The 15,515-nt window shown below is 45.6% G+C and carries 20 protein-coding genes; 4 read left to right on the forward strand and 16 right to left on the reverse strand.

Going from position 1 to position 15,515, the window contains the following annotated elements; genetic code table 11:
• Window positions 1-164: 164 nt before the first annotated feature.
• The 5 genes from AB432_RS31560 to AB432_RS24530 all read right to left on the reverse strand — a co-directional run bounded on the left by AB432_RS31560 (window position 165) and on the right by AB432_RS24530 (window position 3,147).
• Window positions 165-410: a hypothetical protein gene (locus AB432_RS31560; RefSeq protein WP_201265904.1), complete on the reverse strand. Its 246-nt coding sequence runs from the start codon at window positions 408-410 to the stop codon at window positions 165-167.
• 20 nt (window positions 411-430) lie between these two features.
• Complete coding sequence (locus tag AB432_RS24515) at window positions 431-1,051, reverse strand: hypothetical protein (protein WP_048034515.1); 621 nt, start codon at window positions 1,049-1,051, stop codon at window positions 431-433.
• A 42-nt stretch (window positions 1,052-1,093) separates the two neighbouring features.
• Window positions 1,094-1,453, reverse strand: coding sequence for a hypothetical protein (locus AB432_RS24520; protein ID WP_007716752.1), 360 nt, complete (start codon window positions 1,451-1,453; stop codon window positions 1,094-1,096).
• A 395-nt stretch (window positions 1,454-1,848) separates the two neighbouring features.
• Window positions 1,849-2,229, reverse strand: a complete 381-nt coding sequence (locus AB432_RS24525) for a cupredoxin domain-containing protein (protein WP_048034516.1) — start codon at window positions 2,227-2,229, stop codon at window positions 1,849-1,851.
• A 120-nt stretch (window positions 2,230-2,349) separates the two neighbouring features.
• The gene (locus AB432_RS24530; RefSeq protein WP_235617545.1) at window positions 2,350-3,147 is read right to left on the reverse strand and encodes a metallophosphoesterase; all 798 of its coding nucleotides are present in this window, start codon (window positions 3,145-3,147) and stop codon (window positions 2,350-2,352) included.
• Window positions 3,148-3,202: 55 nt separating this feature from the next.
• On the opposite strand from AB432_RS24530, the gene AB432_RS24535 reads away from it, so the two are divergent.
• The gene (locus AB432_RS24535; RefSeq protein WP_235617546.1) at window positions 3,203-3,781 is read left to right on the forward strand and encodes a hypothetical protein; all 579 of its coding nucleotides are present in this window, start codon (window positions 3,203-3,205) and stop codon (window positions 3,779-3,781) included.
• 27 nt (window positions 3,782-3,808) lie between these two features.
• Here AB432_RS24535 and AB432_RS24540 read toward each other — a convergent pair whose 3' ends face one another.
• From AB432_RS24540 to AB432_RS24570, 7 genes are all read right to left on the reverse strand, one after another.
• Window positions 3,809-5,290, reverse strand: coding sequence for a DUF4153 domain-containing protein (locus tag AB432_RS24540; RefSeq protein WP_048034518.1), 1,482 nt, complete (start codon window positions 5,288-5,290; stop codon window positions 3,809-3,811).
• Window positions 5,291-5,409: 119 nt separating this feature from the next.
• Entirely contained in the window at window positions 5,410-6,327 is a 918-nt protein-coding gene (locus AB432_RS24545; RefSeq protein ID WP_048034519.1) for a hypothetical protein, read from the reverse strand.
• Window positions 6,302-6,886: an RNA polymerase sigma factor gene (locus tag AB432_RS24550; RefSeq protein WP_048034520.1), complete on the reverse strand. Its 585-nt coding sequence runs from the start codon at window positions 6,884-6,886 to the stop codon at window positions 6,302-6,304. The genes AB432_RS24545 and AB432_RS24550 overlap by 26 nt, the downstream gene beginning before the upstream one ends.
• A gap of 130 nt (window positions 6,887-7,016) precedes the next feature.
• Window positions 7,017-7,259, reverse strand: coding sequence for a hypothetical protein (locus AB432_RS24555; RefSeq protein ID WP_162630266.1), 243 nt, complete (start codon window positions 7,257-7,259; stop codon window positions 7,017-7,019).
• A 10-nt stretch (window positions 7,260-7,269) separates the two neighbouring features.
• Window positions 7,270-8,244: a DUF5050 domain-containing protein gene (locus tag AB432_RS24560; protein ID WP_048034522.1), complete on the reverse strand. Its 975-nt coding sequence runs from the start codon at window positions 8,242-8,244 to the stop codon at window positions 7,270-7,272.
• A gap of 160 nt (window positions 8,245-8,404) precedes the next feature.
• Window positions 8,405-8,764 carry an iron-sulfur cluster insertion protein ErpA gene (gene erpA / locus AB432_RS24565; RefSeq protein ID WP_007716763.1) on the reverse strand — a complete coding sequence of 120 codons (360 nt, stop codon included), beginning with the start codon at window positions 8,762-8,764 and terminating at the stop codon, window positions 8,405-8,407.
• 151 nt (window positions 8,765-8,915) lie between these two features.
• Entirely contained in the window at window positions 8,916-9,137 is a 222-nt protein-coding gene (locus AB432_RS24570; protein WP_048034523.1) for an aspartyl-phosphate phosphatase Spo0E family protein, read from the reverse strand.
• A 336-nt stretch (window positions 9,138-9,473) separates the two neighbouring features.
• Here AB432_RS24570 and mqnE point away from each other — a divergent pair, with 336 nt between their 5' ends.
• Window positions 9,474-10,577: an aminofutalosine synthase MqnE gene (mqnE, locus tag AB432_RS24580; RefSeq protein ID WP_048034525.1), complete on the forward strand. Its 1,104-nt coding sequence runs from the start codon at window positions 9,474-9,476 to the stop codon at window positions 10,575-10,577.
• Window positions 10,578-10,680: 103 nt separating this feature from the next.
• Here the strand turns inward: mqnE and AB432_RS24585 are convergent, their stop codons facing one another.
• On the reverse strand, window positions 10,681-10,944 hold the full coding sequence (locus AB432_RS24585; protein WP_047072975.1) for a DUF1450 domain-containing protein: 264 nt from the start codon (window positions 10,942-10,944) through the stop codon (window positions 10,681-10,683).
• Window positions 10,945-11,117: 173 nt separating this feature from the next.
• Between AB432_RS24585 and AB432_RS24590 the strand changes: the two genes are divergently transcribed.
• Complete coding sequence (locus tag AB432_RS24590) at window positions 11,118-12,185, forward strand: NAD(P)/FAD-dependent oxidoreductase (RefSeq protein WP_048034526.1); 1,068 nt, start codon at window positions 11,118-11,120, stop codon at window positions 12,183-12,185.
• A 111-nt stretch (window positions 12,186-12,296) separates the two neighbouring features.
• The gene (locus AB432_RS24595; protein WP_048034527.1) at window positions 12,297-13,157 is read left to right on the forward strand and encodes an MBL fold metallo-hydrolase; all 861 of its coding nucleotides are present in this window, start codon (window positions 12,297-12,299) and stop codon (window positions 13,155-13,157) included.
• A gap of 69 nt (window positions 13,158-13,226) precedes the next feature.
• Here the strand turns inward: AB432_RS24595 and AB432_RS24600 are convergent, their stop codons facing one another.
• The 3 genes from AB432_RS24600 to AB432_RS24610 form a co-directional block, all read right to left on the reverse strand.
• Entirely contained in the window at window positions 13,227-13,985 is a 759-nt protein-coding gene (locus AB432_RS24600) for a carbon-nitrogen hydrolase family protein (RefSeq protein ID WP_048034528.1), read from the reverse strand.
• 146 nt (window positions 13,986-14,131) lie between these two features.
• The gene (locus AB432_RS24605) at window positions 14,132-14,473 is read right to left on the reverse strand and encodes a hypothetical protein (RefSeq protein ID WP_048034529.1); all 342 of its coding nucleotides are present in this window, start codon (window positions 14,471-14,473) and stop codon (window positions 14,132-14,134) included.
• Between the two features lie 144 nt (window positions 14,474-14,617).
• Window positions 14,618-15,511, reverse strand: a complete 894-nt coding sequence (locus AB432_RS24610) for a hypothetical protein (RefSeq protein WP_048034530.1) — start codon at window positions 15,509-15,511, stop codon at window positions 14,618-14,620.
• Window positions 15,512-15,515: the final 4 nt, after the last annotated feature.

Consider the following 15,515-nt stretch of genomic DNA (forward strand, 5'->3'; position numbering starts at 1 on the left):
GGTTTCGTCCCTGTTGTTGCCTCCGATGGCTGCGACAGGGATTTTTCATTCCATTGCATAACCGCTTTTGTTGGCGTGCACAGTAGAAGCAACGAGGAGGCGATTACGCTTTGAATCATCTGTGCCCAGTTTGTAATGGCTTCACGCCGCTCCAACAAGCGTGTTCAACGTGCGGTCAAGCTCTGCAAGATGCAGGCCGTCTGTATGACTTTTATGGGAGTTACAGCCCGTACCGGGAGATAGACGATGCCAAGATGGACAACGGTTACATAGATCGTACACGCCACCAATGCATCCATACGGGCTGGTGTCCCTCCTGCCAAACGGAACAGAAGGTCATCCTGAATGAATGGACCCCCGCTATGCTTGTAACCGATATGAAAAAGGACGCGTACCAGTAAGTGGGTCACGTCCTTTTTTGTTTAAAACGTTATTTTTTCTTCATGGCCAGCTTTTCCGCCATACGAGAATTGTTTGCTTGCATTTGTTCCAGCATTTGCTGGAGTGACTCCTTAATCTTGGCTGTATCGCCAGATTCAATCGCCGAGTCAAAAGCCTCATGTGTTTTTTTCATTTGCTCGATCCGAGCTTTTCGGGCGTCACGTTCTTCTTTTGGCCCCATGTTTTTGTCTTTCCATTCCTTGAACTGCTTTTCCATCTGTTCGTTGGTGATTTCGCCCTTCTTCACTTGTTCATTCAGCTTGTTGATCAGTTGCTTGCGTTCTTCACGCTTCGCCTGCCACTTCGGGTCGTCACTCAGCGCCTCGAACTCACCCATTAACCGATCGCGTTCTTTAAACGCTGCCTGCCATTTCCCCACGCTGTCTGGTGCATATTTTTCCGCTAGCAAGAGCATGTACATTTTTTGATGAACGCCCCTGTTTGAGCTGTGTCGCACCTTCATGTGCTTCTCGCCATGCTCATCATGGCTGTGATTCGGCTTGATCACCTGGGCACCTGTTGCAGATACATCTTGGACAAACGCAACACCTGGCATGGCGAGACCCATTACCAGCGCTGTTGTCATCATTCCTTGCTTCCACATCTTCATATGATTCACTCCTTCTGATTAGAAAATGTCTATGATAGACCGTTAAAAAGGGCGCAACTCTTCTCTATCCAGCCCCAATAGTTTTACAAGGCCCATTTGCTCGAGATCGCTTTTTGTTTTTTCGGTGCCATACTGATAAATAAGTTGGTAGATGGCTCGCAGGTTGTCATCGTATTCGTCGTTGTCCCGATCCGGCATGTCAGACCATAGTGTATGCCCATGCATCCACATCATGAAATCACCATGGACACAGTTATTGAACAAGTCTCGCATCATGCCCACTTGAACGTCGGTCGCTTCAATCTCAAAATCGTACGTGGCGGAGCCTTTTTCATCGCGAATTTCCGCCACTGTCGTTCCTGCTTGCAAGGTCACGTAGTAGTGCTTCTTATCCAGTGTCACTCATCTCCTTTTTGGATCGCATCACCGACTTGAAAACTTTTCCTCCTTACCATGTGCAAAAATCGCGAAAAACATGTATATATAACGAGCAAAAAAGCCCTCCGTCATGGGAGGACTTTCTCCTATTTGCTGCTAAGCCTTATGCTACGATCGATCTTCTTTCCGCAAATTATGCCCGGTGTTCTCTCCTGTTTTCGGAGGAGTGCTGCGTGAGCCGGCGGATGCTTCTGTTGGCCGTTTGTCTTTGTTGTTGTGCTTGGACATGTGGTTCCCTCCCTTACTCGATGAGTGGCTGCCCATGTAGTATGTCCCCACCTGTGAAATGAAAAAACACCTTGACCCGCTATGCAGGCCAAAGTGCTTGTTTGTTGTTTTATGACAATGAGAGAATCGAATTATTTCACGACTAATTTTGCTACCATTTTGCCATGATCCGGTCCACAGATCACGTTGCAAAAGATGGTGTACTCCCCAGCTGTATCGATTTTCATCGTTTTGCTGCCATCTTTTTGAAGGTCTACATCCAGCCCTTGGATACCAATACCGTGAAAGCCTTCTGTCGACATGAAGTTGATCGTGAACTCTTCGCCAGCTTTTACTTCAAAGGTTTCTTGATTGAATTTCCAGTTACTAGCTTCGATATTCACTTGTGTACCAGTAGTCGCCGCAGGAGCCGCTGCATCCGTGCTAGCAGCTTCCTTGTCTCCGCCGCATGCTGTCATCAACATGGCAGACAATGCAACTGAAGAAATCAATAGACCCCACTTCTTGTTCACGTTTGACCCCTTCTTTCTTCTTTTTCTACACTTCCATCTTACTCGATGAAATCAATCCAAAATCTGGGATCATGTGAACGAACAGTGACGAATTGGGGAACGATTGATGAACACGAGCGTTCATGATTGATTGATCGCGTACACCGTGATCTCTGGAAAGCAATTCAGCCGGATTGGCAGCCTGGAAGTACCAAGCCCGCGACTGATGCCAAATACACCAACGAATTGATCTTCTTTTTGCCCGATATGAAAATGCTTGTAGGCACCAACAGTACGATTGAACAAGCGAATTTGTCCCCCGTGGGTGTGTCCGGTCAAGAGAAGGTCAGCCTTCAAACGCTCGTTGTGAATCAATGAGATAATCTTGGGAGAGTGGGCCAAAAATATCGTCAAGTTCGCCTGCTGGATCTCTTGTTCTGGACGACGTTCATTGCCGTAAATCGAGTTATCGAAGCCATAAATCCAAATGCGACTGCCGTCCTTTTCGATCACGGCACCCTCGTTTTCCAACACCGTCATCACCTGCTGCCAGGCCTCTTTTTGGGAACCGTAGACAGCATCGGAATAAACCTTTTTGCGAAATCTTCCTGCTTCTCTCTCGTAATTGCCAGGAACGAAGCATATCCCATCCTCGCTCTTTATTTTCGCTAGCTCATTCAACACACGCGTCAACTGCCCGCTGTGCTGTGTTAAATCTCCCGTCACCATCACCAAATCCGGATCGTGAACATTCACCAGTTTGTGCAACTCCCCATTCCAAAACCGTGTTCGTCCATGAGGATCGGAAAGATGAACCAATGTAAGTGGGGGTACAGAAGGGATCGTCAGCTTCACTGTCGATGTTTTGACATAAGTCGTATGGTAGGCAAGAAAGATTATTCCCACCAGGATACACAAAATAATCGTTGTCATCATCATTTTCGGAACAATCCTCTCTTTTCCCCGTCTTATGATTTAGAGGAGTGGATCAGTGATGATTATTAGGAACGCTCAAGGTATTCTTACTTTTTTCTCGTTCGTGATTCTTTTCACCTTTTTTATCCAGCCCTTTCCTGCGTCGGCCTGTAGTTGTGCCAGACCTCCTGACCCTTTAACAGCAAAGGATCAGTCTGCTGCTGTATTTACAGGCAAGGTGCTTCAGGTAAATGAGCGAACTGACTGGCTTCGTTGGCTTCTCTTTTGGGATAAACCAGAGCGAGGGGGCTTTGATGTTATTTTCGAGGTGCAGTCCACGTGGAAAGGAGTGGATCAGACACAAGTTCAGATCGTCACTGGCGGTCTTGGAGGCGGATGCGGCATTCCTTTTCAACCAGGTCAAGAATATCTTGTCTATGCCTCTTATTGGGAGCTAAATGAGCTAGAAACCAATATTTGTACACGAACAGTCCTCAAAGCAGATGCAGGAGAAGACTTGCAAGTATTGGGGTCTGGCACAGTGCCTGTCCCTTCAGCAAATCTCAATTGGAGTGATTATTTAGTTACGGTTATTGTCATCATCTCAGGAGGAATCTTGTTCTATCTCATTTGGTTCCAAACAAAACGGAGACGATAGATCACCTCGTCTCCGTCCTCACTATTTTCATGGAAGATATGCCTTTGCCCGATACTCCGAGAGATTAAAGGACTGCCAGCTATTGTCCTCATACAAAATCTCTTTCCGCTCTTGCAGCATCTCCATGAATTTCTCTTCTACCTTTTTGTCCCGCACATGCTCCATAACCACTGGTATGGCGTCATAAGACAGCTCGCTTAAATACTCGATGTCGATGTGCCCAGTCGCATGATAGCGCTGTACATTGTTTTTGGCAATGATGACGTCCATATTGATGTAATTCAGAATGACGTAACTCACGAGTGTCACAATCGCGTAATACTTGATCAGAGAAAAACCGTCGCGCCAAATTTTCAAGAGAGCAATGATAAACAACATAAACAGAAATATCATGAAAACGTGAGCTAACAGCCGCGTATGCGTATACCCATAAGCATCCTCATACAGTGAGAGGCGAAAATAGGCGGACACGAGCATGAAGCCCGTGCAAATCGTCAGCATACTCAGCAGAACTTGAATGATCCGGTAGAGCATTGCTTTTGCCCGTGATGCGAAGTGCATCGTACATAGGAGAATCAAGAAATTAATAACGGTGACCGTCACCAGCTCATTGAAGCCATTTCTAGCATACTCGGCGTACGTCAATTCATCTGGTAAAACTCGCTTCGCTCCGCTGAACAAATACGATATCTGAATGTATGTAAACGCTGTGTACACAATATTGATGATCGCCAGAATCGTTACGAGAATCACTCCGTCCCAGACGATCTTTTTGTCATCTTCGGGTACAGGGAGTTCCACTACTTCTTCTCGTTTCCCGAAAAGAGAATACATGTAAGCAAAAACAAGGATCGTAATGAGAGCGATTAGCATCATTCGAAAGATTGCTTCAAGTGAATTAACATCAATCACCCTCCGCGGGATTTGACCCAGAAAATGTCCAAACACACTATCCGCATTCGAGAGCAAGGAGAGTACAATCACCAGTAGAGGCACCGAGATGCCGATTCCGATGAAAACCTTCTTCATCACCCCATACTTCTCCTGATTCACCCTACCCTTGATCCATTCCTTTGTCAGCCTAAATGGCAGACGCGTATGCTTCGGGGTGTAAAGAAGCAATGTCTCCATCATTTCCATGAAAAAGCCTGACTCGTACCATTTCGCTTGATGACGTTTGGTGATCAGGATCGTTTGGATCACGAATAGTAGCGGGATCAGCAACAGGTTGAACAGGTGAAAATGCGGATTGGAAAATAGAAAAAAGGTTAGCGCCAATAGAAAAATCGGAAGAGTCCATATCCAGTCGAATACTTGCTTTCGAGAAAAGCTTATATGAATACGTTGTCTAGCCTGCCAAATAAAAAGAACGTATACGCCGATTACGAACAACAGATACGAGATGCCCAATCCTTTACCGTAAAACATCCAGTCAAACAGTAAACCGATCCCAAATGCCCCCAGCAATAGCCACTGCAAGCCTTTTTGTACTTGCTTAACATCAGCCAACTTCTTCACTCCTTACTCATGCTTTTGCCCTTAAAAAGGTAAGAGCAGACTCCACGAAGGAGCTGCTCTTGTAAGTACGTGCAAATTTGGATAAATGTTACATTTTTGGTCAGGTATATCTACTTTAAATTTTCGGCAATCATCAGTAAATCTTTTTTCGTCAGAGCAGGATTCATGGCACCCACTTCGATGAGTCTATTCTTGTCCTCTTGATAAACCTTTATGACTTTCTCTTCGGTTCCATCCATTAGCTTCCTAGCTATATACATTCCCTCATATTTTTGCACTTTCACTTTTTCTACGATGGCATCCTCTCCTGCTTCTTCCTCAATCCATTTCACACCCTCAAAGTTCGTGATGGCGATGTATACGTCCCCGTCCTTCTCTGCTCCTGCACTCCCTTTGTACAACGTAAAGACTCTATTTATTACCGGCTTAGGAGATACTTTTCGCATGACGATTTGTTTCTTGTCCTTCTCCGCCTCTTTGTGCATTTCTGCGAATAATTCTGGTTGGCTATAATCAAATGGATACTCGACATGCCCTTTTACAAACTTGTAACCACCTGCTATCTCTGCTGGTACTTCATAAAAGCTGCTCACTTCTTTCTGCAACGGTGCTGTGGTCAGATGTTCGACAGGAATATATGTGAAGGAAACACGTTTTTTCGGATTGTCCGGTCCAGGTATATAAATAGCTGCACCTTCTCCTGGCTTAAGCGAATTTCGTGCATCTTCAAAGGTTTTTATACTTTCAGCGCTACCTTTTTGTAGTGGAGTAGTAGTTTGTTGCACTTTCACAACTGCTTCCCCTTTTTCATTCTTCAATTCGTATACCTTCATGGCTGCATAGGCAGACGTTCCTCCGAACACAAGAATGGCTGCAACAATTAATCCCAATCTTTTTTTCATTTGTTTTCCCTCCGATATACTTTTTCGTTCCTTGATTTTTTGAAGGACCTGTTCCTTGACATCGAAATCATCGGCGGCGGCGGTTAGCTGTTGTTTCCAATCATCGGGTTGCTGAGATCGAGTCATGTCTATCACCGCCTTCACTCACGAGCATGTAAGATTTACATTTTTTCAATGCCCGTTCATACTGTTTTCGCAGCGTAGCTGGCTTTGTATCAAACAACAAGGCCAGCTCGTCGTAGCTGCGTTCTTCCACCACACGCAAGATCAGCAGATTCCGCTCTTTTACAGATAGCTTTGATATTGCTACATGAAGAGGGTTATTCAAATACTCCGTATCCTCTACTTTCTTTTCCCCCTCATGGCGACTGACCGTCTGAATCCCCGCTCGCAAAAAAGTAACCACGCGATTCCGCCTCGCTCTGTTTAAGAGGTTCAGACAATGATGATACGCAATCTTATACATCCATGCCGAGAAAGAAACGTTGTGTCGATAGCTATCCAGCTGCTCGAATGCTTTCAAGAAAACCTCCTGGACAGCATCCTCCGCTTCCTGTCGGTGTCCCAGCATGTGATAGCAGTACACGAACAACGGCTTTTGCATCGCATCGATGATCAAACCAAATTGGTCGATATCCCCGGCTCTGACCTCCTTTAGCGCTTGCTCCATTTCGTTATGATCCAAGCCCTCTCACCTCCGATTCGCACGTATAACAAACAAAGGCGTCATTTTGTGACACGATTTGGAAATTTTTCTTTCATTAAGGAAAATCCGCACAAAAAAATCCATACCTTCGTATGGATTTCAAGTGTTATTACCATTTCACCTTATATAGCTCCTTGTTCTTTTTCATGTAGAGGACATATTGTTTCGCTACGTTAATCTCTACAATGGCATCTTTCTCGAAATCGACGATTTTTTCTTTTTCGTCCGAATCGATCTCTGCACGGTACAGCGCATTGTCATGAGTACTATCGTAGAGGCTTCCATCCACTACTTCTACGATATATCCGTTGAGAGCTTTCATATCCTTTAAGATCTTTCCATCCTTGGTCATGAGGATATGTTTAAAAATTGCTATCCCGAAAAGCGATCGCATCAGTATAGACACCAATCGGGCTCTGGTTTATATATATTTTTGTGTCATCATCGGTCAGTTTTGTTTCGTCCGTTCCGTCCAGCCTCATTTTATATAGTCCTTGGTCCACACTGTCGTGAAAATAATACCAATCATCTGATACGGTTGCGAAATCTACGTTTTCTCGTACTATCTCTTTCTTGTCAGATTTTCGTTTTGACTTGTACAATACGAATTTGTTATCACTTGTATACGCCGTAAAGTGTATATAGCCATCTACAACGGATAGGGACGTAATTTTTTTCCCTGCAAACTCGAGTGCTTCTGGCGTATTCCGTCCATGTTTGATCGTATAAAGCGTGCTTTTGAATATCCCCCCAAGCTCTCTTGGATCCGTGACACGCAAGTAATAAATCCCATCCTCATCCTGATGAATTTCACCCGTTAAATGATTGGCCTTGCTTATTTTCAGCGCTTCCTGTTTTTCCAATCTATCCTTGTAGATTGTTCCTCTTGAATGGTTGCCATTCTCAGGAACATAATAGTAAATCCACTTCGAGTTGATACGGATACTGCCATCAACCAATGCCTCTATCTCTTGTCCATCTTCATCTTCCATGAACAGACTTAACTTAATAGTATATTTCCCTGGCTCCTCCGGGATAAATGTTCCCGTAACCTCATATTTTTTACTTTTTTCTTTTATTTTCACTTCGTCCATCTCAAGCTCTTCGTCGGGGCCTTCGATACTGAATCTCGCTTCTTCTGTTATCTCCCCCCTCTTGGCAATCGTTGCTGTTATCGTGACCTTCTGACCAACTTCTACTTGCCCTCGGGGAGAGAACGCAAGACTACCTCCCACTACCGCTTTTGACTCGGGAGCCCCATGAATCGTCGGAGGGATTGCACCATATAAAAAAATAAGCGAAAAAAAGATCGTCAAAATCCGTCTTATCGTCTGCATGCTGAAGACATCCTACCTTCCTTTTGTATGTACATTCCATTTATTTCTAACTATATGAAGAGAACCATATTTTGTAAAACACTTTGTCCTTTTCAATAAAAAAACCTCTTGCATTCGTGTCAGTTATCTGCACGAATACAAGAGGTCTCTGTATGCAATTTTAGTCGTCACATTTCTCGGCTTTGCCTTCAGCGAGTGCCGTCTTAAACGAAGATCCACACCCACAAGAAGCGACTGCATTCGGATTCTCGATGGAGAAGCCTCCGCCCATCATCGATTCCTTGAAATCGATCTCAGTACCTTTAATGTATGGGTAGCTGTCCTTATCGACAACAATTTTCACACCGTTTTGCTCGAAGGTCTCGTCGCCTTCTTTCATCTCTTCGTCCCAGCCCATCCCGTAGGTAAAGCCGCTGCAACCACCTGTTCTGACACCTACCCGCAAAAACACATCGGGCTTGCCTTCTGCTGCCAGCATTTCTTTTACCTTCAGACTGGCGCGCTCTGTCAATGTAATCATGCTTCTTTCCCTCCTTCACAGGCTCATCGTTCCTGCACTTGTTACAACCAGTATATTCAGTTTACTAAGAAACGCTTCTTCCCACAAGGTTCCCCTGCACTTTACGTGCTCATTCTCTCTTTACAAATAAATAAAGAAGGGTTTCCCCTTCCTATGCAAAATGTGCATTGTTTTCCATTAGATAAAATCTATAAGCTTTCTTCCGGTTCCCTGCCTTAGACAGACTATGATCGATCTGGTTCAGTTCGTTGTGTAGTTGATCAATTTGTATACTGTATTCTAGGACATCTGGATGATCTAACCCAAACTCTAACCCCATATTTACCATACGCTGTCGAAGGAGTTCGATTTTCTCGAGCAAAACGTCCCGCATTTGAAGCTCCTCCTAGTAATAGATCAGGCTTTCTTACTATATTTTACAAGAACAGCTAGAATTTCGCAAACAAAAATTCCTTTATTTCCGAAAATATACCAAAAATACGACGGTAATGGTTACATTTTTACATTTGCGACTTCCTACAAGAGAGTTGGAGAACTTATGATATTGTTCGTACTTACCAAGAGGTTTATAATATAGGTGCTCTTGTTGCCCGAGATTTACTCTATTCCTAAGAGCCTTTCCACTCCCATGGAACGAATATCGATTGGGTACGACTGGATTAAAGCTCTTTCATCTAAGAACCATTGACTTTGAAAGGAAGTGTTTGGAATGGCGCTTGAAACGATTGCCATACAAGACAAATCTCTCGCCGGAATCGCTGAAAAAGTTATGCATGGCGAAAGACTTACCTTGGAAGACGGTGTCACCCTTTTTAATTCCAACGATCTTTTGACGATTGGACAATTGGCTAACGTTGTTAACTATCGCAAGAATCAGGATAACGTTTACTTTTTGCAAAATCTGTACATCAACCCAACCAACGTATGTGAAGCTCATTGCAAATTCTGTGGCTTCCGCCGCGATGAAGGGGATGAAGGTGCCTACACGATGAGCATGGAAGAGTTGCTTCATTATGTAGAAACTCGCTTCCATCCCGGTATCCGTGAATTCCATATCGTTGGCGGACATAACCAGCACAAGCCATTTGACTACTACCTCGACACCCTTCGTACCTTGAGAAAAGCGTACCCGGATGTGACGATTAAATCGTACACAGGTGCAGAGATTGAGTTCTTCTCCCGCATCTCCGGTCTATCCATCCGCGAGGTTTTGCAAGAGCTGATGAAAGCTGGTCTCCAAAGCCTTACTGGTGGTGGCGCTGAGATTTTGACTGAGCGCTATCGGATGAAAATGAGCCCGGAAAAAGCAAGTACAGACATGTACCTGCAAGTACACCGCACGGCTCATGAGTTAGGCTTGAAAACACATACCACCATGCTGTACGGCTCCATCGAGACATTGGAAGAGCGCGTGATCCACATGCTCCGCCTGCGCGAGCTGCAAGATGACACAAACGGCTTCATGGTGTTCATTCCATTGGCAGTTCAACCAATCAAAGCAACAGCAGGCATCAAACGCCGCAACTCTGCCATTGATGATTTGAAAACAATGGCGATCAGCCGTCTGATGCTCGATAACTTCCAGCATATCAAAGCATACTTCATCAATATTGGTACCCAGCTCACTCAACTTTCTCTGCAAATGGGAATTTCCGATGCTCACGGAACCTTGATCGAGGAGCGCATCAGCCACTCAGCCGGTGCCCTTACCCAGCAAGCTCTGACTGTAGATGAGTTGGTTTGGTTGATCAAAGGCGCAGGAAAACGCGCCCTGGAACGTGATACCTTCTACAACGTGATCAAAGAACATTAATCCATAAAAAAGCTGATGCTCCAAATCACTTGGGCATCAGCTTTACTATTTTGATACGCGCACGGTTGATCATGCTCCCCAATGAACATCCTAAGAGAACAATCTACAGAGGAAAATCTGCATCCAGCAGCTCTTCTTCCTCCCGTAATTTATTCTTGATTTTCACCAGTAATTCATCTGCTGTTGGAGCTTGTACCAATGTGCCGTTTACGAGCGCGAATGGCTCCATGTAGCATTCACCGCAATACCCCAGACAGCCGTACTCGAGTACGTCCACATCCAGATCAGGATCATTTTCCAATGCATCCACGACGGATTGCGTATAGGAGGAAACATTGCTCGCGCAAAATTCTACTAGTGGTTTCATCTATTGTCACCTACCGATTATTTCGACATCATCATGTACTTTATTGTACCTCGACTTTAATAAAAATCCAGCGGAGAAAACGGGAAAAAGATTCTGCTTGCATTTTTAGTGAAAGAGACTAAAAATAGAGTGGGTGCTGTAAAAAACGGACAGAAGAAAGGACTAGACCTTCTATGAAACGACTTGTGATCCTTGGAGGAGGATACGGGGGTCTTCGTATTATTGAGCGAGTCCTGTCCCCTGATTTACCAGATGACGTGTTTATAACCCTCGTAGACCGTATGCCGTTTCATGGCTTGAAAACAGAGTATTACGCTCTGGCGGCAGGTACTACACCGGAATCTCACCTGCGTGTTACATTTCCAAACGATCCACGCCTGACCGTCAAATACGGTGAAATTGCTGGCGTGGAATTGGACGAGCAGGTCGTCAATTTTGCTAACGGGGACACCCTTTCCTACGATTGGCTAGTAATCGGATTGGGTTGTGAGGATCGTTACCATGATATCCCTGGTGCTGATCAATTTACATGTTCGATCCAAACCATGGGAGCTACTCGCAACACATACATGGCAATCAATAATGTGAACCCATACGGTACGGTTAGCGTTGTGGGCGGTGGTCTTTCCGGGGTGGAAATGGCTGCTGAGCTGCGCGAGAGCCGTCCCGACCTGAATGTACGCATCATCGACCGCGGTCAAAGCATTTTGAGCCCATTCCCGAAAAAGCTTCAGGAATATGCTTCTCAATGGTTCATTGAACACGATGTACAGCTTGTTTCCATGGCAAATGTCACTAGCATCGAGCAAGGGATCGTGTACAACCACAACCAGCCTGTTGAAAGTGATGTTATCGTATGGACAGCAGGTATTCAAGCGAACAAAATTGTGCGCTCTCTACCGATCGAAACAGACAACATCGGACGCGCCAAACTAAATCAATATCATCAAATCCCGTCCCATACAAACGTGTATGTAGTAGGTGACTGTGCAAGCACCATCATCGCGCCGAGCGCGCAAACAGCCGAGATCCAAGGCGATCAAATTGCCATGATGTTGAAAAAAGACATCAAAGGTGAGGAGTATCCAGCTTCATTGCCTGCTCTCAAGCACAAAGGCTTCCTCGGTTCCCTCGGCAAAAAGGAAGGCTTTGCCAGCATGGGAAAAATGTCTCTGGTCGGTCAGATGGCTCGTGTCATCAAGAGCGGTCAGCTATGGATGTACAAAAAGCATATGGGATAGTGCACAAGCCTGTTGGCCGGATGGCCTAACAGGTTTTCTTTTTGTATATAATCTCCAAGCGAAACCCACATAATATCCTAGACCAGAATAACTAGCTTGGAGGTTTTTTCAATGGAACCAAATACATACGGGGATATGAACGATACGTTGGCTGACAATTACATGCCGATGACTTCCTTTCGAAGTGGAGTCGAAGAAACAGTCAGACCAGATGTAGAATGCTACACCATTCAAATTGTGAACATCGCACTGATAGGAGATTCAGAATCATGGGTTCTGATAGATGCGGGGATGCCACAATCGGCGGAACAAATCATCGAGATTGCCCGGAAGCGCTTTGGTAAGGAAGCCAAGCCAAGAGCCATCATGCTTACTCACGGCCATTTCGATCATGTCGGGGCAGTCATCGAGCTCGTAAAAGCGTGGAAGGTTCCTGTCTATGCCCATTCGCTTGAAATCCCTTATTTGACAGGCCAAAAATCCTATCCGGAGCCAGATGGAACGGTTGAGGGCGGGCTGCTTGCGAAGATGTCGCCGTTGTTTCCAAATGAACCAATCGATTTGGGCAGCCATGTTCATCCTTTGCCCGAAGACGGGAGTGTTCCCGGAATGCCTGGATGGCGCTGGATACATACACCTGGACATTCGCCAGGGCACATTTCCTTCTTTCGTGATGAAGACAGAACTCTCCTCGCAGGAGACGCTTTTGTTACGGTAAAGCAGGACTCATTGTATCAAGTTGTGATTCAGCAAAAGCAACTGACCGGTCCTCCTGTTTATCTTACAACCGATTGGCTGGCAGCTCGGCAATCCGTCGAAAAGCTTGCCAATCTCACCCCTGCGTATGCAATCACCGGTCACGGTCCACCTATGTATGGCGAGGAGCTGGCCGATGGATTGGTCCAATTGGTTGCGGAGTTTGATCGGGTAGCTGTCCCCAAGTATGGACGTTATGTGGACAAGGAGATGTAGGCAGACAAAAAGGCTGACGTCGGAGTGGTATGGACGTCAGCTTTTTATCGTTGGTAAGACGATACCTTCCTATTCAACCAACTCTGGCCGGAAGCGCTGGGCCAATAATCGCGTAGCTTTCGCAGGATCAATCTCGTATACAAGTAGCTCTTCGCCCCCTGAATCCGCCACACATAGCCGTTCCCCGGTCGGCGAGATCAGCGTCGTCGTCACTTGTTGATTCGGAATCGCGTAGTTCACGCTGGCGAAATAGATGTTGTTTTCCACGCTTCGGCAAACCATTGCCCCGTTGTAAAAATCGGGATTGCTAACTTCTCCTGTAAACATCGGATGGAAAACGATGCTTGCCCCGCGGCGTGCCGCCCACCGTACCGTCTCTGGATATCGCCATCCCTCATGACAAATGACAATGCCAAACGACACATCCTCTATCGTAAACAATTGGCGCCCTTCACCCGGAATATAGTCAAACTGATCCTCATCTGGATCGATCTGATTTTTTATTTGCAGTCCAAGATCTTCTCCCTGTTTCCCCACAACAAAGGCGACTAGATGATAGCCGCGCTCATCCTTCCATTCCATCGGTAAAATGACGGCAAGCTGGCATTCCTTCGCCAGCGCACGAATCTCTTCTAAGGCTCTGCGTTGTACCTCATGATTGTATGCCTCCACTTCATAGCCTACACCGCGCAGCCCTGGAATCACCGATTCAGGAAAGCAAATCAGATCGCAATTGTTTTGCGCAGCGTTGATCATCTGCTGTTTGATGATCGCTAGCCCTTCCGCCGCTGATTGGGGAAACCTCGTCTGCGCCAAGCCTATTTTCATGGGGGATACCTCTTTCTATGGAAGATTTACTAGAGAAAAACAAGAAAAAAACAGGAATTTTCAATATCATTCCATTATACAAAATAATTCTTCCCATGCAAAAAAACCGTCAAGATTATTCCTGACGGTTCCCTTATTTTGCTGGTTTATCGCTTTTGGACACGTAAAACTGGTACTTTTTTCGGTTCAAAGGTGTCTGCAAGTACCTTCTCTTGAATAACGTTCAGCTTGAGCAAACTCGAAATTTTCCCGGTATCCGCCTTCGACATGAGGCGCCAAAGCGAAGGATCTGGCAAGGCATTGTAAAGGCGTTCATCGTTGTATTCTCGCCGGTCCTGATAGGAGATCAGCAGCTTGTATTCGCCTTCCTCTGCGCTGCCTGCTTCGCTGTAAGCTTCAAGTAGCTTACTCCGTAGCTCGTTCAATTCTTCCTCTACCTGCTTTTGAATTTCCTTTAACTCGTAGTAGCGAGCAATCGGTTGGTCCATCCGCTCTTCCTCCTTTGGTTACCCCTGTACCCAAAATCCATATGAGAAAAAGTCGGTTGGTAGAACCATTCCCTGGCAACGAAAAACAGCCTCCTTTTACATTTCCGTCATAAAAAGGAGGCTGCGTATCAAACTCTATAATTATTACTTTTCAATCATCGTGTTGATCGCTTCACCCGGGTGTTTTTTCAAGAAAGTAGAATACTCTACTTCCCATGGATTCCATTTGCCTTCCCCTTGGTAGCCCCAGACGGAATTGATCCGAGAAACGGTATCTGTGTTGTTCATTCCTACAAGACGTTGTTCCCCTACCAGCTCAAATGTGCCGTTCGCATCCATATCGACTGGAGTCAAAGAACCGAATGGATAGGAGAATACAGAAACAGCATCTTCGGTTGGCTGTACTTTGCCTGCTTTGTCATACAGCTTGGCCGCTACGTATACATCCTGGTTGGCACTCACTTCAAGCGTCAGCGGCTTATCCAAGTGGGAGCCTTTGCCCTCTACTTTAAAGCCATCTACGAATTTCCCCTCGTAGCGAATTCCTTCGTTTTCCTTTTCACCAAAAATCACGGCTGGCTTGTTGTTTTCAAAGGTAGCAATTACGTGGCTGTAAACGCCGCCGCTTCCGCCAGTTGCTGTTTTCACAAACGCATCCGCAACATGATCACCCGTGAAGTCTACGAGAGTCAGCTCGCCTTCATAGCCGCCCAGCTCTTTGATATCCGTTTGGCTATAAGCGCCGGATTTTCCGTCTTTCACTACGATGTTCATATTGGAGGAATAGATGTCGTCCGCTTTTTCCTTTTCGCCAATCAGGTATACGACGTCATCCTTCTTATCGCCATTCACGTCAGCCGTTTTTTGATCGATCACATAGGTGTTTTTCGCGAGCTTCAATTCAGCTGCGGCAGAGAACAGCTTTCCTTTTTCAGAGTCTGCGTGGGCTACTTGTGTATTCATTGCAGAAAATCCAGCTACGCCTACAACTCCTGCAAGCAGCAAATATGTAACAGGCTTCATCCATTTTTTATTCATCGTT

It is taken from the genome of Brevibacillus brevis (assembly GCF_001039275.2).
Classification (GTDB): Bacteria; Bacillota; Bacilli; order Brevibacillales; family Brevibacillaceae; genus Brevibacillus; species Brevibacillus brevis_C.